This window comes from Alistipes sp. AM16-43, assembly GCF_003435745.1.
Classification (GTDB): domain Bacteria; phylum Bacteroidota; class Bacteroidia; order Bacteroidales; family Rikenellaceae; genus Alistipes; species Alistipes onderdonkii.
This window is the reverse complement of record NZ_QTUQ01000003.1, coordinates 225,932-249,432: the sequence shown is the minus strand read 5'-3', so window position 1 is coordinate 249,432 and position 23,501 is coordinate 225,932. Positions and strand designations below refer to the sequence as shown.

The 23,501-nt window shown below is 60.7% G+C and carries 16 protein-coding genes and 1 riboswitch; of the genes, 10 read left to right on the top strand and 6 right to left on the bottom strand.

Annotated features, from left to right (window positions below; genetic code table 11):
- Positions 1 to 83: 83 nt before the first annotated feature.
- The 6 genes from DW189_RS07070 to DW189_RS07045 form a co-directional block, all read right to left on the bottom strand.
- Entirely contained in the window at positions 84 to 2,324 is a 2,241-nt protein-coding gene (locus DW189_RS07070) for a TIM-barrel domain-containing protein (RefSeq protein WP_117507293.1), read from the bottom strand.
- A gap of 74 nt (positions 2,325 to 2,398) precedes the next feature.
- Positions 2,399 to 3,904, bottom strand: a complete 1,506-nt coding sequence (locus DW189_RS07065; protein WP_117507292.1) for a calcineurin-like phosphoesterase C-terminal domain-containing protein — start codon at positions 3,902 to 3,904, stop codon at positions 2,399 to 2,401.
- A gap of 73 nt (positions 3,905 to 3,977) precedes the next feature.
- Positions 3,978 to 5,663, bottom strand: coding sequence for a RagB/SusD family nutrient uptake outer membrane protein (locus DW189_RS07060; protein WP_022332254.1), 1,686 nt, complete (start codon positions 5,661 to 5,663; stop codon positions 3,978 to 3,980).
- 19 nt (positions 5,664 to 5,682) lie between these two features.
- Positions 5,683 to 8,670: a SusC/RagA family TonB-linked outer membrane protein gene (locus tag DW189_RS07055; RefSeq protein WP_117507291.1), complete on the bottom strand. Its 2,988-nt coding sequence runs from the start codon at positions 8,668 to 8,670 to the stop codon at positions 5,683 to 5,685.
- A 42-nt stretch (positions 8,671 to 8,712) separates the two neighbouring features.
- Positions 8,713 to 10,257 carry a BACON domain-containing protein gene (locus DW189_RS07050; RefSeq protein WP_117507290.1) on the bottom strand — a complete coding sequence of 515 codons (1,545 nt, stop codon included), beginning with the start codon at positions 10,255 to 10,257 and terminating at the stop codon, positions 8,713 to 8,715.
- Between the two features lie 30 nt (positions 10,258 to 10,287).
- Positions 10,288 to 11,271, bottom strand: coding sequence for a BACON domain-containing protein (locus DW189_RS07045; RefSeq protein WP_232045703.1), 984 nt, complete (start codon positions 11,269 to 11,271; stop codon positions 10,288 to 10,290).
- A 582-nt stretch (positions 11,272 to 11,853) separates the two neighbouring features.
- On the opposite strand from DW189_RS07045, the gene DW189_RS07040 reads away from it, so the two are divergent.
- The 10 genes from DW189_RS07040 to DW189_RS06995 all read left to right on the top strand — a co-directional run bounded on the left by DW189_RS07040 (position 11,854) and on the right by DW189_RS06995 (position 23,496).
- Complete coding sequence (locus tag DW189_RS07040; RefSeq protein ID WP_117507289.1) at positions 11,854 to 12,291, top strand: DUF1893 domain-containing protein; 438 nt, start codon at positions 11,854 to 11,856, stop codon at positions 12,289 to 12,291.
- 4 nt (positions 12,292 to 12,295) lie between these two features.
- Positions 12,296 to 14,212: a TonB-dependent receptor gene (locus DW189_RS07035; RefSeq protein ID WP_117507288.1), complete on the top strand. Its 1,917-nt coding sequence runs from the start codon at positions 12,296 to 12,298 to the stop codon at positions 14,210 to 14,212.
- Positions 14,213 to 14,257: 45 nt separating this feature from the next.
- Positions 14,258 to 14,770, top strand: a complete 513-nt coding sequence (locus DW189_RS07030) for a hypothetical protein (protein ID WP_032134672.1) — start codon at positions 14,258 to 14,260, stop codon at positions 14,768 to 14,770.
- A gap of 12 nt (positions 14,771 to 14,782) precedes the next feature.
- On the top strand, positions 14,783 to 15,751 hold the full coding sequence (locus DW189_RS07025; protein ID WP_117507287.1) for a DUF362 domain-containing protein: 969 nt from the start codon (positions 14,783 to 14,785) through the stop codon (positions 15,749 to 15,751).
- A 1-nt stretch (position 15,752) separates the two neighbouring features.
- Complete coding sequence (locus DW189_RS07020) at positions 15,753 to 16,901, top strand: aldo/keto reductase (RefSeq protein ID WP_117507286.1); 1,149 nt, start codon at positions 15,753 to 15,755, stop codon at positions 16,899 to 16,901.
- Position 16,902: 1 nt separating this feature from the next.
- Complete coding sequence (locus DW189_RS07015) at positions 16,903 to 19,017, top strand: Tex family protein (RefSeq protein ID WP_117507285.1); 2,115 nt, start codon at positions 16,903 to 16,905, stop codon at positions 19,015 to 19,017.
- 166 nt (positions 19,018 to 19,183) lie between these two features.
- Positions 19,184 to 19,381: riboswitch (cobalamin riboswitch) on the top strand.
- A gap of 140 nt (positions 19,382 to 19,521) precedes the next feature.
- A complete protein-coding gene (gene nrdD / locus DW189_RS07010) occupies positions 19,522 to 21,615 on the top strand; it encodes an anaerobic ribonucleoside-triphosphate reductase (RefSeq protein WP_117507284.1) in 2,094 nt (697 codons plus the stop codon).
- A 7-nt stretch (positions 21,616 to 21,622) separates the two neighbouring features.
- The gene (locus tag DW189_RS07005; RefSeq protein WP_117507283.1) at positions 21,623 to 22,093 is read left to right on the top strand and encodes an anaerobic ribonucleoside-triphosphate reductase activating protein; all 471 of its coding nucleotides are present in this window, start codon (positions 21,623 to 21,625) and stop codon (positions 22,091 to 22,093) included.
- A gap of 135 nt (positions 22,094 to 22,228) precedes the next feature.
- Positions 22,229 to 22,996, top strand: a complete 768-nt coding sequence (locus tag DW189_RS07000) for a threonine/serine exporter ThrE family protein (RefSeq protein WP_117507282.1) — start codon at positions 22,229 to 22,231, stop codon at positions 22,994 to 22,996.
- Positions 22,993 to 23,496, top strand: a complete 504-nt coding sequence (locus DW189_RS06995; RefSeq protein WP_117507281.1) for a threonine/serine exporter family protein — start codon at positions 22,993 to 22,995, stop codon at positions 23,494 to 23,496. The genes DW189_RS07000 and DW189_RS06995 overlap by 4 nt, the downstream gene beginning before the upstream one ends.
- Positions 23,497 to 23,501 lie beyond the last annotated feature (5 nt).

Here is a 23,501-nt window from a genome sequence, read left to right as displayed (position 1 = left end):
TTGGATACAAATTTACAAAAAAAACGGTTCCCGCGTCCGTGGTGGACACGCGAACCGCCTCCCGGGCACCGGCTCCGGGCGGATTATCCGAAAATTTCGATCTTCACCTCCTTGCGGATGTCCGTCGACGGCACCTCTACCACCGGGCACCCCAGTTGCCCGTCGAACACGGGCTTCACCGTGCGGCCGTTGACCTTCACCCGGCGGAACTCCCCGGCGGCGGGCAGCTGGAGCCGGTAGGCGCGGCGCGGCTCCTGCCCCCGGTAGCTGCCGGCGGCGGGACGGACGGTGACGGTCGTCACATCGCCCGCACGGCGGTAGTTGAGCTCTGTGGTGGCATGGATGCCGCGTTCGTAATCGCGGCTAAGCCCGTCGTCCTCGTAGAGCGTATAGGTATTGTCGGCATCGCCCGCCGAGGGGTAAACGCGCAGGACGAGCGTCGTGAGCGGCGTCGAAGCGGGGCGCGGCGTATAAGGCTGCATCGGCAGCACCCAACCGCCCCGGACGTAGAGCGGGAACTCTTCGAGCGGCTTGGCGATGCGGCATTCCTGCCCGCCGTCGAACCGTTCGTGGGTGAAATAGTCGTACCACACGTCGCCCGCCGGGAACCAGACCTTCTGCGAGGCTGTCTTGTCCGCGCCTTCGCCCGGCGAAGCGATCGGGGCGGCGAGCAGGATATCCCCGAAAAGGAACTCCTGTTCGTTTTCATACGCGCGTTCGTCGCTGCCGTAGTCGATATACATCGGCCGGTTGAGCGGCACCATCGTCGAGTGGGTCTGCCATACGCTGCTGTAAATATAGGGCATCAGCTCCGAGCGCATGTGGTACATGCGGCGCATGGCGGCCGTTTCGCGCTCGCCGCTGATCCACGGACGGCGGTCGAGCCGCGCGTCCTTGGTCGAATGTACGCGCAGGGCGGCCGAAAGGGCGCCGAACTGCGTCCAGCGTACCGTCAGCTCGGGGTTCGGATCGCCGCGGAACCCGCCGATGTCATGCGCCCAGTAGTAACAGCCCGCGTTGCCGCTGGCCGAGGTGAGTTTGACCTCGAATGCGAGCAGCGCCCAGTTGGCCTGGGCGTCGCCCGAGAACTGGATCGGATGGCGATGGTCACCCCAACCCGCCCAACGGCTGTAACCGGCGCCGCGCAGCCCTTTGCGCTCGGTCTGACGGTAGTAGAGCTCGTTGATCCACTGCAACGACGTGGAGCGGTAGCCGCGCACCTCGGGATAGAGGTAGTTCTGCTGCCAGTCGAGCCACCAGAAATCGGCGCCCATATCCTCGGTGGCATGGTGCGCATGTTTGAAAAACGTCTCCATGTATTTCCGGTCGCCGAGGTCGAAAAGCAGCGGGTGGGCGGGGTCGGCCCCCATGTCCGCCATAAAGGCGGCGTACATCTCCTCGTGGGGACGTATGCCGTCGTGGGGATGGTCGTTGAGCGACACGGTGACGCCGCGGCGGTGCACCTCGGCGATCAGCGCCCCGGGATCGGGAATGCGTTTGCGCTCCCACGTATAGCCCGTCCAGCTGCGGCTGCCGGCATGCCCGGTACCGATCTTGGCATCGTAGGTATGCCAACCCATGTCGAAGACGAGGTTGTCGAGCGGGAAATCGTTCTCCTCGTAGCCGTCGATGATCGAAAGGAACTCCTCCGACGTATAGTCCCAGTAACGGCAGTACCAGACGCCGTGGATGTATTTGCGGGTCATGGGAACGCGGCCGCTGATGGCGCCCAGGTCGGCAAGGGCGGCCTTGTAGTCGTTGCCGTAGACGAAACAGTACTGATCCTGCACATGGCTTTTCGTATCGCGCGGGCAAAGCCAGCCGTCGACCAGCAGGTCGGAGCGTTCGTCGTCGATCACGTACCAGCCGTCGCGGCTCAGCAGGCCGTCCTGCATGGGGATCTCCCCGGTAACGCGGTCGAGCGTCTCGACCGGGCCGCCAAGGTTGTTGCGGAAAATACAGCGGTTGGTGAACTTCTTCTCCTTGCCGTTGAGCTTGTAGTAGGCCGCAAAGTTATGCAGCCCGAACGGGAATCCGTCGTGTTCGTAGACGATGCGCAGGGCCGAGGTGGAGATCTCGTAGCGGTTCCCGCCCAGCTCCCGCACCCTGAACTCCGACGCGGGGAGCAGGCTGCCCCGGTCGTAAGCGAAATAGGTAGGGTCGTCGATGAATTTGCCGTCGTGTGCGAATTCGAGTCGGAACAGCGTCGGGGTAATGAGCGTCAGGCGGTTCTCGCCGAAAACGAGCGGGTTGCCCGAAGGCTGTGCGACGGCGGAAAACCCGCCGCACAGGAAGAGCAGAAAAATCAGAAAAGGATGTTTCATGATCGGGATATGGTTGAAAAATTCTCCGCACCGTCGGAACGGGCAGTGCGGAGAAACGTGTTTTCATATATGGCCTATTCGTTGCGGATGCTCTCGGTATATACGTTCCCGTAGGGGTCGGAAGCCCTCACCGTGACCGTTCCCCAAGACTCCGACGCGGGTTTGTAGTAGAACATGTGGTCGTTGTTGGATTCGGGTTCGGCCGTCGGGCGATGCTCGGGTTTGGTGTCGCCGAACATGAAGTCGTAAGCGCGGCGATCCATTTCGTACCTGAGGTTCGAATCGGACGGAAGCGTTACCCAGCCGGCATTATCCTCCTGCACCTCGACCGTCCAGGTGGTATGCCAGTTGAAGATGTTCAGGATGAGGCCGTCGCGGTATTTTTCGGAAACCGCCTCGCCGGGGCCATAGAGGTACATCTGGTATTCGCGCGGGAAAGCAGTGCCCTTATAGTACCAGTTCCTGATCCGGTTGCCCTCGATCTCATAGACGGCGTAACCGCGGGGGCTGCCGTCGTTGCACAGCTCCTCGCCGTTCCAGTAGGCACCCATCACCGCTCCGAGCGTATTCTCCTCGATGGTTTCGGAAATCGTGGTCGTATAGTTGTTGTGCGAGTGTCCCGAAAGTATCCGGACATTATAGCCGTCGAGCAGGGCGTAAAGCTCCTTGTAATCGGCGACATGGCTCGTGGGACGGTTGCGGCGCGAAGTGGCGATATGCAGGCCGATGATGATGAGCTTGTCCTTGGGGACATATTTCAGATCCTGCTCCAGCCATGCCATCTGTTCGTCCGTGATGTCGGCGGTATAAGAGGACGAGCCGGTGTAGAGCACGTCGTCGAGCACGATGAAATGACAGTCGCCGATGTTGTAGGAGTAGTACGTGGGGCCGAACGCCGCCTCGAAGCTGGCATCGGCATCGGCATCGACGGTTATGGCTTTATTGTGATCGTGGTTGCCGATGACCTGGAAAACGGGCACGCCGATCTTTCGGATACGCTGCTTGTAAACCTCGTGGAAGGGCATGTTGTCCCAGACCAGGTCGCCCAGCGAAATGCCGTAAACGGGAGCCTCCAGTTCCTGCTGCACGTAAGGGATCAGCAGGGGCAACACCTCCTCGTCGAGCATCGTCACCTCGTCGTCGCGGCCGATCTGCACGTCGGCCAGCGCCAGCAGGGTGAAACGCTCTTTTTTGCCCGTGCGTTCGAGCTTGAAGCTGCGCTGCACGACGTCGTTGTCGCCCATGGCGATCTTCTTATAGATCTTCGGCATGCCGTTCTCCACCGGAATTTCGTATTCGGCGGGGACGGAGACGAATACGAACGGGGCGTTCCGCTTCACACGCATCTGGTAGATGCCCTGGGCGTCGGTGGTCGTCACCGTGACGCCGTCGCTCACGACCACGCCCTCGATCGGGCCGGCACCGTCGGTGACACGGCCCACGAGGTTCATGCCGGGCTCGGGGGTGATGTCCACCTTTTCGTAGAGGCCGCCGAGAATCTGGGCGCCTTCGTCCTCGCTGCAAGCCACGAAGCCGGTGGCCAGCAGGAAGACCAACAGATATTTGATGTATTTTATCATTTTTTCGGTTTTTTAAAATTCATATCTTGCCCCGGGGCCCCAGACAGGCGGGATCCCCCGGGATCGCCGGGGATCAGTAACCGGGGTTCTGCTCGATCAGGTTGTTGGCCGAGATCGCCGAGTTGGGGATCGGGAACAGGTTTTTGTTCTTGTCGTTGAGCGGCGTATGATCCCACCAGGATTCCGTCACGAACTTGTCCCAGCGGATCAGATCCGTACGGCGGCGTCCTTCGCCCAGGAATTCGATCATCCATTCGTCGAGCATACGGTATTCGTCGAGGTTGTCGGCCGTCACGGGGTTGGGATCCGCGCCGCCCTCGAAGTTGCGCCCGCGAACCTGGTTGATCAGGCCGGCAGCCGTCTTCTTGTCACCGGCACGCAGCTCGCACTCGGCAAGCATGTAGTAGATCTCCGAGAGGCGGATGACCGGGCAATCGGGATTCCAGCGCAGCAGCTTGTCGTCGAGGTTGGGCTGCGGCGCCTTCACCAGGCGTACGCCCGAATTCTCCTCGCCGTCGGCCATCGTCGAGGTAAGCTCGGCGACAGAATTGTATTTGGTGCCCACTTCCGAGAAACGGGCGACCTGGTCGACCAAGTTGATCACCTTGCCGCTATACTCCTTCTGCCCCAGGCACTGCTGGGAAGGGTTGTTGGGGTTGGTCTGGTCGCCGACGAGGAACATGCCTTCGTATTTGCGGCTACCCAGGTAACGGTAGGGCTTTTTACGCAAGTCCTTGTCGTTGAATTTCTGGTAGGGATTGCCCAGTTTCCACTGCGTGTAGTAGCGTCCCTGGGGATCGAGCGACGGCGTGAGCATGAAACCGTTGTAGCCTGCGGTCTCGATACCGAAATATTCGTAGGATGAATAATGGTAGAAATATTTGAAATACCAGTTCCACTCGACTTTGGAGTTCTCCGAAGGCACCGTCCAGATCACCTCGGGCGAGGTGTTGTTGTCGAAACAGTGGGGGCCGTACCAGGTCTTGTCCAGCTCGTAGGTGCCGTAGACACCGCCGATGATGTCGCGGCAAATCTCTGCGCACTCGTCGAAATGCTCCTCGCCGATGTAGGCCACCGCATTGAAATAGAGCTGGGCCAGCAGCGCCGCGGCGGCAGCCTGCTTGATGTAACCGTCTTCGGAAGCGCCGAGCGTCGTTTTCTTCGACAGGGCGGGGATGGCGTCCTTGAGCAGGGTTTCGATATGGGCGTAGGTCTCGCGCGCCGTGCTGCGGGCGCACAGGTCGTCGTCCACCGAGTAGTAAATGGGCATGCCGCCGAAATAGTCGAGGCCGCGCATGTAGAAGTAGGCCGTGATGGCATTCAGCTGGTTGATGTGGTCGGCCTTGACGGCGTCGTTGAGCCCGATGGCGTTGTAATCGACCCCCTGGAGGTCGGACTTGGCTTCCAGGGCACGCGAAATACCCCCGGTCGTACCGTCGTAGGTATTGACGACGAAGCGGTCGTCGGGCGACCAGGTGTGGTAATGCAGGCGGTAGTACTCGCCGCTGTTATACCAGTCGCTGCCGCGCTTGGGGCACACCATCTCGTCGGTGGTCAGCTCCTGGAGGTACCACCGGTCGGCACCGATGTACCATTTCCAGTGGGTGAAAGGACGGCAAAGCACGGCATAGGTGCTTTCGGGCGAGGTGAAGAACGTATCGGGTGTGACTTCCGAGTAGAACTTCTCGTCGAGGTCGCAGGAAGGCGCGCAGAGGGCGGCAGCCCCGACCGTCACGGCAATTATATGTTTCAGTTTCATAATGGTTCTCGGTTTGGAATTAGAAGTTTAACTGCACGCCCAGCGTAAAACGGGTCGTCTGCGGGTACATCGTCGAGGTGTTGTTGACATACTCGAAACCGGGGTACAGGCCGTTGATGTTGACCTCGGGATTGAGGCCGTTGTAGTCGGTGAATACGGCCACGTCGCGGATGGTCAGGTAAAGTTTCGCAGACTGGATATAACGCGTCCACTTCCGCAGGTTGAACGTATACCCGAGGTTGATGGCGTCGATCTTGAGGAACGAGCCGTCGTCGAGCCAGTAGTCGCAGAGGATCTTCTCGTCCTTGATGTTACGGTTGCGCGTGTAGGCCGACTTGAGGACGTTGAGCTGCGAATCGTTGGCCAGGCCGTAGTACATGTTCACCTGGCTGAAGACATCGTACCCGAGCCAGCTGCGCAGGAAGATCGACAGATCCCAGTTCTTGTATTTGAACGTGTGATCCCACGAGAGGATGACCTTGGGGATCGCATTGCCCACGAAATGTTTGTTCTCGGCCACGAGGTTCGACGTGCTGCCGTCGGTGGCCGGCACGATCTCGTTGTTCTTGTCGTAGATCATCCACTTGCCGTTCTCGTCGAGCCCGGCGTACTTGTAGATGAAGTACTGCCCCAGCTCGAGGCCGTTCTGCAGGCGGACGGCCGTACCCGGGTTGCCCGGCGAGGGGAAGGTCACTTCGTCGAGGAAGAACCCGTCGTCACCCATGCTCTTGATCTTGGTCTTGTTATGCGACAGGCGCAGGGTCGACGTATAGCGGAAATTCTTGCTGCGGACGATGTCCCCGCCCAGTTCGAACTCCCAACCCTTGTTCTCGAGGCTGCCGATGTTCTTCATGACCGTATCGTGTACCATCGGGGGCATCGGGGCATTGACCGAATAGAGCATGTCGTCGACCTGGCGGAAGTAGAGGTCGAACTTACCCCAGAGGCGGTCGTTGAAAAGCGAGAAGTCGAGACCGAAGTTGAGCTCGGATTTCTCCTCCCACTTCAGGTCGGGGTTGATATTGCGGATCGAACCGTAACCGGGCTGCCAGACCCCGTTGGTGGGCCACATGTCGTTGGCTTTGTACATGCGGGTCGTGTAGCCGTTCCCGAAGCCGTTGTTACCCGTGACGCCGTAACCCAGGCGCACCTTGAGGTCGCTGATCCAGCCGACGTCGCGCATGAACGCTTCGTTCGAGAGACGCCAGCCGCCCGAAACGGCCCAGAAATTACCCCAGCGGTTGTTCACGCCGAACTTCGAGGAACCCTCGCGGCGGAAGCTCACCGTAGCCATGTAACGGTCTTTATACGAATAGTTGGCACGCCCGAACATCGAGAGCAGGCGCTCGCGGGGATCCTTGTTCGAATCCATCGAGGCACGGCCGTCCGTGAGGTACGAACCCACGCCCATGTCCCACGGGCCGACGCCGTCGACCGGGAAATCGTAGTTCGACATGCTGAAATCCTCGCCGCCGGCCTGCCAGAAGCTGTAACCGGCCACGACGTCGAGCGTATGGTCTTCGCGGAATACGCGGTGGTAGTTGGCATAGGCCTCGACCGAAACGCGGTTGTCCTTGCTGAACTTGTGCGACGCACCGCCGCGGCGGCTGTTGTCGATCGACTCCTTGTGGTCATGCGAAACGTAGGTATATTCCTGGTACTGGCGTTTGTCGATACCCACGGTTCCCTGCAGCGAGAGGCCCTTCATCAGGTTGATCTTCACGGTGGCGTCGGCCAGCAGCCACTGGTCTTTGCCGTTTTTCGTGCGCAGCATGATGTCGGCCACGGGGTTGAAGCTCGTGCCGGAGATGCCGTTGCCGACCACATTGTACTTGGAGGGGTTGGCCGGGTCGTAGAGCGGAATGGTGGGATTGAGGCCGAAGGCCATCTTGAAGATGCCCGACGAGTTGCGGTTGTCGCGCTCGGCCTCGCGGAACTGGGCGTTGGCGCGCACCTCGACCACGCCGTCGAAGAGGTTGAACCGGGCGTTGATACGCCCCGAATAGTCCTTGCGGTTATCGCCGATGACGATACCCTTCTGGTTCTGGGCCATGAACGAAGTATAGACCTGAGCCACCTCCGTACCGCCGGCAATGCTCACCGTATGGCGCTGCGAAAAGGGCGCATCGTTGGTCAGTTCCTTATACCAGTCGGTATCGGCGCCGTAGTCCTCGCCCAGGCCGTACTCGATATACTCGCTCGACGAGAGCAGCTCGGGGTACTTGCGGACGGTCTCGAACGAGAACTCGCCCGTATAGTTGGCCGTCACGCTGCCCTGCTTGGCGCGTTTGGTCGTAATGAGGATCACACCGCCGGCGGCACGCGTACCGTAGATCGCACCCGCCGAAGCATCCTTCAGCACGTCGATCGACTCGATGTCCTCCTGGTTGATCGCCCGCATGTCACCGCCCGGGATGCCGTCGATAACCACGAGCGGGCTCTGGCTGGCATTGACCGACGCGATGCCGCGCAGCTGGAAATCATTGCTGCTGTTGGGGCTGGCGCTGCCCGAGATGGTAAGTCCCGGAACCTTGCCCTGGAGCGCCGTGGCGATGGTCGAACCTCCCATGCCGGCCGTCAGGTCATCGCCCTTGATCGAGGTGATGGACGAAGTCACCGACTTCTTTTCCATCGTACCGTAACCGATCACCACGACGTCCTTGAGTACCTGGCTGTCGTCTTCCATGACAATGTCGATGACCGAACGCGCCCCGACATTCACGGTCTGCTCGGCATAGCCGATGAACGAGAATTTCAGCTGGCTGTCTGCCGCGGCATTGATCGTGTAACTTCCGTCGATGCCCGTGGTCGTACCCGTCGTCGTGCCGACCACCACCACGGTGGCACCGATCAGCGGCTCGCCGGCCGTGTCGGTCACCTTGCCGCTCACCTGATTGCGGCTTTGCGCCTGTGAGGACAACGCAGACGCCGTCAGCACCAGGCAGAACACGAAACGCAGAAAATACCCTGCATAGGATTTCCCCGTATCTGCAAATCTGTTTTTCATATCTTTTTCTCTCTTGTTTTTCATTGATTTGTCACCGCAGGACTATTCGGCTGCGATTTTCGTCATCTTGACATTGTCGAGGTACCAGCGGTAATAACCCGATAATCCCTGCTGGGTGGAGCGGATGACGACCCGGGTTTCACCCGTAATCCCGTAAAGCTTCACGCTCATAGGTATCCATTCCCAATGCTCTCCGGGTGTCATCGGCTCGCTCTCTTTTCCCTGATCGCCGTTTATGCTGCCGGGGCCCTCGAGAATGGCGACTGTGACGGTTACCGCGTCGGGCTTGCCCGTACCGTCGCCGCCGATATTCGATGCGGCCACGAACGTCAGTTCAATATCAGTGGCCTGCCCCTCGGGAATCGCAAGAGCCGGCAGGATGATTCCGGTCTGCTTGTCGCCTGCACCCATTTTGAGATAATCCGAGCAGGCGTAAATCGTCCGTACACCGGGATTGAAATCGGTCAGCCCGGCATCGGAAAACGCTTTGTCTACTACGTATTGACCGTTCACCTTCGAGTAGATATTGACCGCTCCATTCTGCGTATGTTCGCCCACGCAGTCGGTACCGTTGAACTTCGAAGTCCAGTCGAACGGCTCGTAATAATAAACATAGCCGACCTCCTTGCCGTCGTCGTCGAAGAGCGAGTTCTTCGCATTCTGGGCGACCCGGACAACGGTCTCCAGGCCGCTGAGCGAGGTCAGTATCTTCACCTCTCCGTTGCGGGGCGCACCCGTGGTGTTCTCGCCCACGGTGAGCGTCACCTCGGTCTGGCCCGCATCGCCCGAAGCCGGGCTGGGCGTAAGCCAGCCGTCGGACTCCGCCGTCCATGCCTCGGCCGCCGTGACGGTGAAGGTAAGCGGCGTGCGATCCTCGTCGGCAAATCCGAACTTATTGACGGAAAAGCTGTTGACGGAAACCTTCAGTCCTTCGAGATTCTGGGTGACGGTGACGGTCGCCGTTTTCGAATCGGCCGTAACGGTGAACGTACCCGTACGTACTCCATCGGTCGTATTCTGGGCGATATCCAGGCCGATGCTCTCGTCTCCGGGAGCACCCGAAGTCTTGACAGGGGAGATCCACTTGCTGTCGTCGGCGACGGATATTTCCCAGTCGCAGTTGGTGGAGATGAAGATCGCAGCCTTCTCGCCGGTTTCGAGCAGACCCGATTTCACGACGGTGATCTTCGCCGGCGTAACGGAAAGTGCATCGACCTTGAGTTTCTGCGTCACGGCTATCGTACGGCGCGTGCCGCCGTCGCCTTCGAAGATGATGAAACCGGTGCGATCCTCGCCCGTATTGTTCTCGTCGATGGAGAGGAAAATACGCACGCGGCCGCGGTCGCCTTCGGTATGGGTGAGGTGGATCCACTCCTCGACATAGGTAGCCCGCCACGAGCGGTTCGTACCCAGGTCGAAATTGACCATTTCCCCTTCGGTGGTGAGGCCCGTGTATTCGACTTCGATCTCCTGGCGGGTAACCGAGAGGAACGCGTCGGGATCAGCGTCGTCGCACCCCGCAAAACCGAGGCCCGAGACGAGCAGCAGGGCGGATCCGGCCCTGAATAACATATGCTTGAAATTCATGTTGGTTCTGTTTATGATTATGGACACCTGTTAGTCGCGGGGAGCCTTGACCATCTTAATGTTGTCGAGGTACCAGCGGTGATAGCCCGACACACCGAACTGGGTGGAGCGGATAACGATCCGCGAGCGGTCAGTAACGCCGTAGAGCGTGACTTTCATGCTCACCCACTGGTTCCACGAGCTAACGCTCGACATGGAAAGCGACGCGCTCTGTTTCACAGAGGGGCTGTCGACCGTTCCGGGGCCTTCGTAAACCTCGACGGTCACCGCCGTGTCGTCGATACCGCGCAGCGTTATGCCGCTGCCCGTACCGTCAATCGAAACGACCGGAGCCGCGTCGAACGTCAGGGTAATCGTGGACGACTTGCCTTTCTGGATATATTTGCCCATGTCGATGGCAAGGCCGTTCTGCTGGTTGTTCTTACCCATCTTGAAGTAGTGCTTGGCCATGTAGAAGGCATTGCCGCCGTAATTGTACTCGCTGTACCCCATCTGCGTAAATTTGAGCTTGGCCGCAGCATGGTTGCGCACGGCCTGCGTGGAGCCCTGGTCGGGGAACTGCACCTGATCCTGGCCCCCGAACTGCTCGCACCACGAAAGGTCGTCGTCGAGATAAACATGGTCGATTTCCAGCCCGTCGTCGGTATCGGGGGCAAGCGTCTGGGTCACGGTTACGGTTTCGGAAAGCCCGCCGCTCACGACGGCGAGGTGCCCCACACGGATAGCTTCCGTCTCGTTGGGCTTGACATCAAGGACGACCGACACACGGCCTTTCCCGGTAGGTTTGTCGACCGAAAGCCAATCCGCATCGGAGGTAATGGCATACCCCCGGTTGGCCAGCACATCCAGCGTCGCTTTCGACCCCGTACTCAGCGTACCGGTTCGGATAACCTCCACGCTGACTTTACTCACGGTGAGTCTGGCTGCCGCATCTTCCGCTTTGTCTTCGACACAGGACGGAAAACAACAGGCACAACCCATCAGAAGCAACAAGTGTAAAAATGTTTTCTTCATAGATTAGCAGGTTTAGTTTGTGATATTATGGATTAGGATTTTTAAAAAAAATTACAAATCGCAAGTCGGGAACACTGCGCAGCAACAAAAGTATCCATTTTAAAGGGGCAGGTAAAGAGCAACGACCGATAATATAGAAATTAAAATTTCTTATCTTATTGATAATAATTATTTTATAAATACACCATACAGAATGTTATATAGATTCGGGAAGGCCGAAACCGGCATAAACGAGGCGATTCAGCACCGGTTTCAGGCCGGATCGAAGCACGGATTCCGCAGTTTCCGTCTTTTTTTCGGATTTCGCATCGAAATAAATCGAAACAAAACGATACATCCGCCGATCCGGCAGCCGGGAATCCGGCGACGGCCACCGGACAAGAGGAGAATAAAACAAGGAAGCGGGGATAACCGGGACACAAGAGCAGGCCGGAACCGGACGCGGCGGGCGCACGGTAAAAATGGTAGCATGAACCGTAATCGGGGTAACAGATAGTAGGTCAGGACATATTATCTTTGCATCGTGGAAACGGCCGTTTCCCCGAAAGGCGGGGAGCGGAGGGACTTGCGACACGAACGAACATGACAAAAGAACAAAAGACACAGGCTATCGAATTGTTATTCGCAGAAAAATGCTCGTGCGTAATCCGCAACGGGGATTCGATGCGGATATTCCGCGAACGGGGCGTGGCCGACCTCTTCCGGCTGCTGCGCGAAGAGCCGCAACTGCTGCGGGGCGCTTTCATCGCAGACAAGGTCGTCGGCAAAGGCGCCGCGGCGCTGATGGTGCTGGGCGGCGTGGAGGGGCTTTTCGCCGACGTGGTGAGCCGCCCGGCATTGGAGCTGCTCGCCGGAGCCGGCATCGCGGTGGAATACACGGTCGTAGTGCCCAACATCGTGAACCGCGCCGGGACGGGCACCTGCCCCGTGGAACAGCTTTGCGCCGGGGCGGCGTCGGCCGCCGAGTGCCTGCCGCTGATCGAAGGGTTCATGCAGAAAATGAAGGAACGACATGGATAGGCTAATGAAAAAATTGGGTTTGCTGGCGCTCTGCACGGGGCTGTCATTCGCGGTACACGCCGTGGCGCCGCAGGCGGAAGCCCCGGCGGAGCAAAACGTGAAGATCGACTCGGTCGTCGTGACGGGGGCGCGCTATGCGTCGGACATCCGCCACCTGCCGATGACCGTGTCGGTGGTCGGCCGGGAGAAGATCGAACAAAGCTTGCAGCCTTCGCTGCTGCCGACCCTGACCGAGCAGGTTCCGGGGCTGTTCACCACCGCACGCGGGATCATGGGCTACGGCGTGTCGGACGGCGCCGCGGGAGGCATCTCCCTGCGCGGGCTGAGCGGAGGCTCGGGGCGGCTGATGGTGCTCATCGACGGGCACCCGCAGTACATGGGGCTGATGGGGCACCCGATCGCCGATGCCTACCAGTCGCTGATGGCCGAACGGGTCGAAGTGCTGCGCGGCCCGGCATCGGTGCTCTACGGTTCGAATGCGATGGGCGGCGTGGTGAACATCGTCACCCGCGGGATGCGCGAGCAGGGCGTGAAGACTTATGCCGACATCGGCTACGGCTCCTATAACACGTTGCAGACGGAGGCGACGAACCGCATCCGCAAGGGACGTTTCACGTCGGTGGTCAGCGGCTCGTACAACCGCACCGACGGACACCGCGCCGACATGGGATTCGAGCAGTACGGCGGTTATGCCAAGCTGGGCTATGAGATTTCGCAGGCGTGGAACGTGCGGGCCGACGTCAATGTGACGCACTTCAACGCCTCGCAGCCCGGGACGGTGACCAACCCGATGGCCGATGCCGACCAACGCATCACACGCGGCATGACTTCGCTCTCCGTGGAGAACAACTACGGCCGGACTTCCGGGGCCCTGAGCCTCTTCTACAACTGGGGCCGCCACCGGATCAACGACGGCTACACGGTCGATCCCAACGACACGAACAATCCGAAAGATTACCGTTTCAACTCACGGGACGACATGATGGGCGTATCGTGGTACCAGAGCGCCCGGCTTTTCAGGGGCAACCGGCTGACCGTCGGCGCGGACTACTACCGCTTCGGAGGCGAGGCGTGGAACAGATACGTCGAGGGCGACCGCAAGGGCGAGCGCTCCGACATCGCCGATAAGTCGCAGGACGAGGTGGCCGGCTACGTCGATTTCCGGCAGGACATCGGGGGCTGGCTGACCTTCGACGCCGGGCTGCGCGTCGACCACCATTCGCACATCGGGACGGAGTGGATCCCGCAGGCGGGGCTTTCGTTCCACCTGCCGCACACCATCGAACTGAAGGCTTCGGCCTCGAAGGGTTTCCGCTACCCCACCATCCGCGAGATGTATATGTTCCCGCCGCAGAACCCCGACCTGAAACCCGAGCGGATGTGGAACTACGAGGTGGCCTATTCGCAGCGGCTGCTCGGCGGGCGGCTCACCTACGGCATCAACCTCTTCTACATAGACGGCGAAAACCTGATCGTCGCCGTGCCGCGCGAGGGGACGACGCCGCTAAACATGAACACCGGGAAGATCGACAACGCCGGCGTCGAGGCACAGGCCGCCTACCGCATTTCGGAGGCCTGGTCGGTCGCCGCCAATTACAGTTACCTGCACATGGAGAACCCCGTGATCGCCGCACCGGAGCACAAGCTCTACACCGAGGCCGGGTTTGCCCGGGGCCGCTGGTCGGTGACTACGGGCGTACAGTACGTCGCGGGGCTCTACACTTCGGTAAAGGCCAACGGCCGGGGCACGGAGAACACCGAGGATTTCGTGCTGTGGAACCTGCGGGCGTCGCTGCGCGTGAGCCGCTGCCTCACGCTGTTCGCCCGGGGCGAAAACCTGCTGGCGCAGCGCTACGAGATAAACGCCGGATACCCCATGCCGCGGGCGACCTTCATCGGCGGCATACGCCTGGATTTTTAAATACGGGCGGAAAACACTATTTTTGACACAATCAATAACGACAATATGGAAACAACGGCTGTAAAACTCTATTCGACGGGCTACCGCGAAGCGAAGACCTACCTCGCGGCGGCACTCTTCGTGGCAGGCAACATCGTCCTGCCCCAAATCTGCCACCTCGTGCCGCAGGGCGGCCTGCGGTGGCTGCCGATCTATTTCTTCACGCTGGTCGGCGCCTACAAATACGGCTGGCGGGTTGGCCTGCTGACCGCCCTGCTCTCGCCGGTGGTGAACTCGGCGCTGTTCGGCATGCCCGCAGCGGCGATGCTGCCCGTGATCCTGCTCAAATCGGTGCTGCTGGCCGTCGCCGCAAGCCTCGCAGCACGGCGGGCGGGGCGCGTAACGCTGCCCCTGCTGGCGGGCGTCGTCCTCTTTTACCAGCTGTTCGGCTCGCTGGGCGAATGGGCCTGGACGGGCTCGGCGGCCGCCGCCCTGCAGGACATCCGCATCGGGCTCCCCGGTATGCTGGCGCAGGTATTTGCAGGATACGCAGTGCTCCGGTACCTATTACGTAATTAACAATCCCAAGACATGACAAAAATGTATATGGTTTCGTTATTGTCGATCCTGCCTTTCACGGCCCCGGCCTGCGGATCGGCACAGGGCGGCGGAGAAGCGCCCGAGGCACCCAGGGTCTATTTCGTGCGGGACATCACGCCGGAGAATATGGTGCGCCTGTACGAGGCGCTGGAGCGTCCGGCGACGGGCAAGGTGGCAGTGAAACTCTCGACGGGGGAACCCGGCGGGCACAACTTTCTCAAGCCGGAGCTTATCAAGGATCTGGTGCAGAAGGTGGGCGGCACGATCGTCGAATGCAATACCGCCTACGGCGGCGGACGCGCCAGCACGGAAAACCACCTGAAGGCCGCCGCCGACCACGGCTTCACGGCCATCGCCCCGGTGGACATCATGGATGCCGAAGGCGAGGTAAGCTTGCCCGTGAAGGGCGGCAGGCACCTCAGGGAGAACTTCGTGGGGTCGCACTACCCCGCCTATGATTTCACGGTGGTGCTCTCGCACTTCAAGGGGCACGCCATGGGCGGCTTCGGCGGTGCGGTGAAGAACATCTCGATCGGCATCGCTTCGTCGGCGGGCAAGGCGTGGATACATTCGGCCGGGAAGACCAAGAATGCCGCCCAGATGTGGGGCAACCTGCCCGCGCAGGACGATTTTCTGGAGTCGATGGCCGAGGCGGCCAAGTCGGTGGCCGAACATTGCGGGGAAAAGATACTCTACATCAACGTGATGAACAACCTGTCGGTGGACTGCGACTGCGACGCGCATCCCGAAGACCCGAAGATGGGCGACATCGGCATCTTGGCCTCGACCGACCCGGTGGCGCTGGACAAGGCATGCGTCGACCTGGTTTACGCATCGACAGACCCGGGCAAGGTGCACCTGATCGAACGCATGGAGTCGCGCCACGGCATCCACACGCTGGAACACGGCGAAGCGATCGGGCTGGGCTCGCAGCAATACGAACTCGTGGAACTGGAATAGGATGGAGTACCGCATACTGGGGCGCACCGGACTGAAAGTCGGCGCCATCGCACTGGGTTGCGAGGGGTTCGCGGACAAGACGGCCGAAGAGGTGCGCGCCGATTTCGATTTCGCCATCCGCAACGGCATCAACTTCCTCGACCTTTACGCCTCGAATCCCACGCTGCGCAGCAACATCGGCGCAGCGCTGGCGGGCAGGCGCGAGAAGTTCGTCATACAGGGGCACCTCTGCTCGGTATGGGAAGAGGGGCAGTACCTGCGCACGCGCGATCCGGAGAAATCGCTGGCGGCGTTCGAAGACATGCTCGCACGGCTGGGAACGGACTATGTGGAGATCGGGATGATCCACTACGTGGACGCCGAGGCCGACCTGCGCGAGGTGCTCGACGGCCCGATCATGCGCCTGGCGCAACGGCTCAGGTCGGAAGGGCGCATCCGCCACATCGGCCTGAGCAGCCACAACCCCGTGGTCGCGCACATGGCGGCCCGGACGGGGCTCATCGACGTGCTGATGTTCTCGGTGAACCCCTGCTACGACCTGCTGCCGCCGAGCGACGACGTGGATACGCTCTGGGCGGACGAGAGTTACGCGCGGGAGCTGCACAACATCGACCCCGAACGGCAACGGCTCTACGAATTCTGCGAACGCGAAGGGATCGCCATCGACGTGATGAAGGCCTACGGCGGAGGCGACCTGCTGAGCGACGCCAACTCGCCCTTCGGACGCCCGATGACCCCGGTACAATGCCTCGAATACGCCCTGACGCGCCCCGGCGTAGCGGCCGTAATGGCCGGCTGCCGCAACCGCGCCGAGATCGAAGCGGCACTGGCCTGGTGTTCGGCCACGGCCGCGGAACGCGACTACACGGGGGCGCTGGCCGGGCTGGACAAATTCTCGTGGGAAGGGCACTGCATGTACTGCGGGCACTGCGCCCCGTGTTCGGTGGGGATCGACATCGCCGGTGTGAACAAATACTACAACCTGACCCTGGCACAGCACGAGATACCGGAGACGGTACGCGAACATTACAGGCTCCTGCCGCACCACGCCTCGGAGTGCATCGCCTGCGGCCGCTGCGAACGGAACTGCCCGTTCGGCGTCGACATCATCGGCCACATGCGGCTGGCGGCGGCGAAATTCGGATATTAGAATGACGGAACGAATCATAGCACAAAGACTCGGGATCAGCCTCCCGCAGGTGCAAGGCACGGTACGCCTGCTGCGCGAAGGCGCCACGATCCCCTTCATCAGCCGCTACCGCAAGGAAGCGACCGGCTCGCTCGACGAATTGCAGGTCGGGGCGATCAAGGAACAACTGGACAGGCTCACCGAGCTGGAAGCCCGCAGGCAGACCGTCCTGGCAACCATCGAGGGGCAGGGCAAACTGACCGGGGAGCTCCGCAAACGGATCGAAGAGTGCTGGGACGCAGTGGAGCTGGAGGACATCTACCTGCCCTACAAACCCAAGCGCCGCACACGCGCCACGGCGGCCCGCGAACGGGGGCTGGAACCGCTGGCCGACATCGTCATGGCACAACGGGCACACGACCTTCTGCGTCAGGCGCAACGCTTCGTCACGGCCGAGGTAGCGACCCCCGAAGAGGCCATTGCAGGAGCCTGCGACATCGTCGCCGAGAGGATATCCGAGGACGAACAGGCCCGCAACACCGTGCGGCGCACGATGGGACGCGAAGGGGCGGTGCACTCGAAGCTCGTGAAGGGCAAGGAGGCGGAGGGGGCGAAGTATTCGGACTACTTCGACGCCGCGTCGCCGCTGCGCAGCATCTCGTCGCACCGGTTCCTGGCCATGCGTCGCGGCGAAGACGAGGGGATCCTGCGCATCTCGGTCGACGCCGACACGGAGCGCATCACCGAAGCGCTCTGCCGCCGGTTCATACGTCCCGGATCGGCTACGCGCACATATATGGAGGCCGCCGTGGCCGACTCGCTCAAGCGGCTCATCCGACCGTCGATAGAGACCGAGCTGCTCGCGGCCGCCAAGGAGAAGGCCGACGACGAGGCGATCGGGGTATTCGCCGAAAACCTGCGGCAGCTGCTCCTTTCGGCGCCGTTGGGGCAGAAGCGCGTGATTGCCATCGACCCCGGATTCCGCACGGGCTGCAAAGTCGTCGTCCTGGACTCACAGGGCAACCTCGTGCACAATACGACCATCTACCCGCACCCGCCGCAGGGCCGCTATGCCGAAGCGGCGGAAACGCTGCGGACGCTGGCGGGGAAATACAAGGCCGAGGCCTTCGCAATCGGCGACGGTACGGCGGGGCGCGAAACCGAGCAGCTGGTGCGCGGACTGGGACTGGACGCAGGCGTGGAGATATTCATGGTCAGCGAAGACGGCGCATCGGTCTACTCGGCGTCGGCCGCGGCGCGCGAGGAATTCCCCGATTACGACGTGACGGTGCGCGGCTCGGTGAGCATTGGCCGCAGGCTGATCGACCCGCTCTCGGAGCTGGTGAAGATCGACCCCAAGTCGATCGGCGTCGGGCAATACCAGCACAGCGTCGACCAAGGCAAGTTGAAATCGAAACTCAATACGGTGGTCGAAAGCTGCGTGAACAGGGTCGGGGTGAACATCAACACCGCCTCGAAGCACATCCTCACCTATATTTCCGGGCTGGGGCCGGCGCTGGCGGAGAACATCGTGGCGTACCGCGCCGCGAACGGCGATTTCAAGAGCCGTAAAGAATTGCTCAGGGTGCCGAGGCTGGGCGCCAAGGCCTACGAACAGGCCGCGGGATTCCTGCGGGTAGTAGGCGGGAATAACCCACTGGACAACAGCGCCGTGCACCCCGAATCGTACCATGTCGTCGAGCGGATGGCCGCCGACGCGGGCACGACGGTCGACAGGCTGCTCGCCGACAAGGAGCTGCGCAAGGCGATAAAACCCGAAAGATACGTGGACGGACAGGTGGGGCTTCCGACCGTGACGGACATCGTCGAAGCGCTGGACAAGCGCGGCCTCGACCCGCGCGAACAGTTGCAGGCCTTCTCGTTCGACCCGAACGTGCGTACGATCGGTGACCTGCACGAAGGAATGACGCTGCCGGGCATCGTCACCAACATCACGGCCTTCGGGGCTTTCGTCGACATCGGGATCAAGCAGGACGGGCTGGTGCATATTTCGCAGATGGCCGACCGCTATGTCGCCTCGCCGGCGGAAGTCGTACACCTGGGACAGCAGGTCGAGGTGCGGGTCACCGGGATCGACACCGTCCGCGGGCGGATTTCGCTCTCGATGCGCAAATAAAGCGGGTAGCGAACGGGCGCGGACAAGCAGGAGGTTTGATGCTCACCGGGTTGCGGACGGGCGTCCCGGAAAAGGAAATGCAGGGCCGGAATGTCCCTGCATTTTTTGTTTACAATTTGTTCATTAATTGCCCGCACGCATATTTGCGATCCGGGAAAGTATGTCTACATTTGTTCCGGAGCAAGGTTCCCCGCCGGCGGCTGCCGGCACGGGATCAAAAGGGAACTCCTGTGAGAATCAGGGGCTATTCCCGTAGCTGTAAGCCTCGATTGCGTTCCGCACTCTCTTGAGCCACTGTCCCCCGGGACGGGAAGGCGTGCGGATGGGGCGAGCCAGAAGACCTGCCTTGCGAGCTGCGACATCCGCCTTCGGGATTTAGGGCGGTGCCCGGAACAGATATTTACACCGGACAATTCAGGGGTAAGGACATGGCTGTCCTGCGTACTGCGCAGGCGGAGATGCCGCCTCCGTACGGCAAGACTTACAAACAAATACAGATACATTATGGGCATTTCGGAAATTTACATCGTCAAGCGCGACGGCAAGCGCGCCCCCTTTTCGCTCGAGAAGATCAAACGCGCGATCAGCAAGGCATTCCTTTCGGTAGGCGGATACGCCACCGACGACGACCTCACGTCGGTACTCAGTCGCGTACATATCTCCGACGGCATGAATGTCGAGGAGATACAGAACCAGGTCGAGGTGGCGCTCATGGCCGAACGCTATTTCGCTGTGGCCAAGAGCTACATGCTCTACCGCCAGAAGCACACAGAGGATCGCGAAGACCGCGAAAAACTCGAATTCCTGATCAACTACTGCGACGCCTCGAACCCCGCGACGGGTTCGAAATACGATGCCAACGCCAACGTCGAGAACAAGAACATCGCCACGCTGATCGGCGAACTGCCCAAACAGAACTTCATCCGGCTCAACCGCCGGCTGCTGACCGACCGCATCAAGGAGATGTACGGCAAGGAACTCTCGGACAAATACCTCCGCCTGCTGAAAGACCACTTCATCTACAAGAACGACGAAACGTCGATGGCCAACTACTGCGCTTCGATCACGATGTACCCGTGGCTGCTGAACGGCACGCTCTCGGTGGGCGGCAACTCGACACGCCCGACCAATCTCAAGTCGTTCTGCGGCGGCTTCGTCAACATGGTCTTCATCGTGTCGTCGATGCTCTCGGGCGCCTGCGCCACGCCGGAATTCCTGATGTATATGAACTATTTCATCGAACAGGAGTACGGAGAAGATTACTACAAGCGGGCGGACGAGGTGGTCGACCTCTCGAAAAAGCACAGGACGATCGACAAGATGATTACGGACTGTTTCGAACAGATCGTCTACTCGATCAACCAGCCCACGGGGGCGCGTAACTTCCAGGCCGTGTTCTGGAACGTGGCCTATTACGACCGCTACTATTTCGAAAGCTTGTTCGGCGAATTCGTATTCCCCGACGGGACGAAGCCGCACTGGGAATCGCTGTCGTGGCTGCAAAAGCGTTTCATGACGTGGTTCAACCGCGAGCGCACGAAGACCGTGCTGACCTTCCCGGTCGAGACGATGGCCCTGCTGACCAGGGACGGCGACGTGATGGACAAGGAATGGGGCGACATCACGGCGCAGATGTACTCCGAGGGGCACTCGTTCTTCACCTATATCAGCGACAACGCCGACTCGCTGTCGTCGTGCTGCCGCCTGCGCAACGAGATACAGGACAACGGGTTCAGTTACACGCTCGGCGCCGGCGGCGTATCGACCGGTTCGAAGAGCGTGCTGACGATCAATCTCAACCGCTGCATCCAGTATGCCGTGAAGAACGGCATGCACTACCTGACCTACCTCGAAGAGATCGTCGACCTGGTGCACAAAGTGCAGACGGCCTACAACGAGAACCTCAAGGATTTGCAGGCCAAGGGGATGCTGCCCCTGTTCGACGCAGGCTATATCAACCTCGCGCGCCAGTACCTCACGATCGGTGTCAACGGGCTGGTCGAGGCGGCCGAGTTCCTGGGCATCCCGATCAACGACAACGACGACTACGTCGATTTCGTACAGGGTGTACTGGGGCTGATCGAGCGCTACAACAAGAAGTACCGTTCGAAGGAGCTCATGTTCAACTGCGAGATGATCCCGGCCGAGAACGTGGGCGTGAAACACGCCAAATGGGATCGCGAGGACGGCTACGTCGTACCGCGCGACTGTTACAACTCCTATTTCTATGTCGTCGAGGACGAATCGCTGAACGTGATCGACAAGTTCCGACTCCACGGCCGCCGTTACATCGCCCACCTCACGGGCGGTTCGGCACTACACATGAACCTCGAAGATCACCTTTCGAAGGAGCAGTACCGCCACCTGCTGCGCGTAGCGGCTGCCGAGGGATGCAACTATTTCACGTTCAACATTCCCAACACGGTATGCAACGAGTGCGGGCACATCGACAAGCGCTACCTGAAGGAGTGCCCCGAGTGCCACGGCGACAACCTGGACTACCTGACCCGCGTGATCGGCTACATGAAACGGGTGTCGAACTTCTCGGCCGCGCGCCAGAAGGAGGCCGCACACCGCTATTACGCCAAAGCGGAGTAAACGGACGATGGTCAGATACCATAATTTCGACATCGTATTCGCGGAAATACCCTGCGAAACGACGCTGGCGATCAACATCACCAACTGCCCCAACCGCTGCCGCGGGTGCCACAGCCCGCACTTGCAGGCCGACATGGGGCGGGTGCTCGACGAGGCGGAGCTGTGCGGGATACTCGCCCGCTACGGGCGCTCGGTGACCTGCGTCTGTTTCATGGGCGGGGACGCCGCACCGCACGAGATCGCCGCGCTGGCCGACGTCGTGCGGCGGAAATTCCCGATGCTGCACACAGGCTGGTATTCGGGACGCGCCCGGCTGCCGGAGGGAGTGCGGCCGCAGTCGTTCGACTACATCAAGCTGGGAGGCTGGGTCGAGGAGCTGGGGCCGCTGACGTCGCCGACGACCAACCAGCGCCTTTACAGGGTCGGAGCGGACGGCGCCATGCAAGACATCACGGAGCTGTTCCGGCGCAGGCCGTAGGTATTTCAAGGGCGCTCCGGGCAGGCTGCCCGACACCCGGGAAACCCGGCACGGCGACCGTACGGGCATCACGGTGTAATTTTTTCGGCCCCAACAATGGCGGTTTGCCCGAAATGGACTATTTTTGCCCTCGTTATGAAGACCAGACAAGAGCTGACGGAAATCCTCGACTTCATTGCGGAATATGCGACTTACCTGCTCGGATCGGGCGTGCACACCTCGCGCGTGATCCGCAACTCGCAGCGTATCGGAGCCTCGCAGGGGGTCGACCTCCAGTTGTCGAGTTTCCAGAAAAGCACGATCATCACCGCCCACGACGAAGAGAGCGGCGAGGCCATCACCCGCGTAGTGAAGATCCCGGCGCTGCCGATCAGCTTCGAGCGCAACTCCGACCTGAGCGCCCTGAGCTGGGATGCGCTGGACGAAAGGCTTCCACTCTCCGAAATCCGGCGTCGCTACGACGAGCTGACTGCAAAACCGCGCATAGACCCAATCTTCGTCCTGCTGACCGTGGGGCTGGCCAACGCCTCGTTCTGCCGGCTGTTCGGGGGCGACTGGATCGCCATGAGCATCGTCTTCACCTCCACGCTCGTGGGTTTCGCCGCCAAACAGCGTATGCAGGCACACGGCGTGAACCACTTCCTGATCTTCATCATCTCGGCGTTCATGGCGTCGCTGTGCGCCTCGGCAGCCCTGAGGTTCGACTGTTCGGCGGAAACGGCGCTCGCGACGAGCGTCCTGTTCCTCGTACCGGGGGTACCGCTCATCAATGGCGTGATCGACATCGTCGAGGGGCACATTCTGATCGGGTGCAGCCGCCTGATCAACGCCCTGCTGCTTATCATCTGCATCGCCATCGGCCTGTCGGCGACATTGTTAATGGTTAAGGACGGTTTGCTATGATCACTGCGGACATCCTTCTCGACGGGCTCTTTGCGGCCATCGCGGCCATCGGTTTCGGCGCCGTTTCCGACCCGCCGATGCGGGCTTTCCCCCGTATCGCCCTGCTGGCGGCCATGGGGCACGCCCTGCGGTTCTGCCTGATGCACTACTTTTCGGCCGACATCGCCACAGCCTCGCTGTTCGCCTCGATCAGCATCGGGTTCGGCAGCCTGTGGCTGGGGCGCGGCATCCGCTGCCCGATGACGGCCCTCTACATCCCCGCCCTGCTGCCGATGGTTCCCGGCATCTATGCCTACAAGACCGTCTTTTCGCTCATCATGTTCCTGCAATCGCTCAACGACCCGGGGGAGGGATTGCAATACATGCAGCAGTTCTTCCTCAACGCGACCGTATCGCTGAGCGTGATCGCGCTGCTGGCAGCGGGGGCTACGCTGCCCATCTTCGTATTCAACCACCAGGCATTCTCGCTCACGCGGCGCCGCAAGCATACCGACAAATAACGATC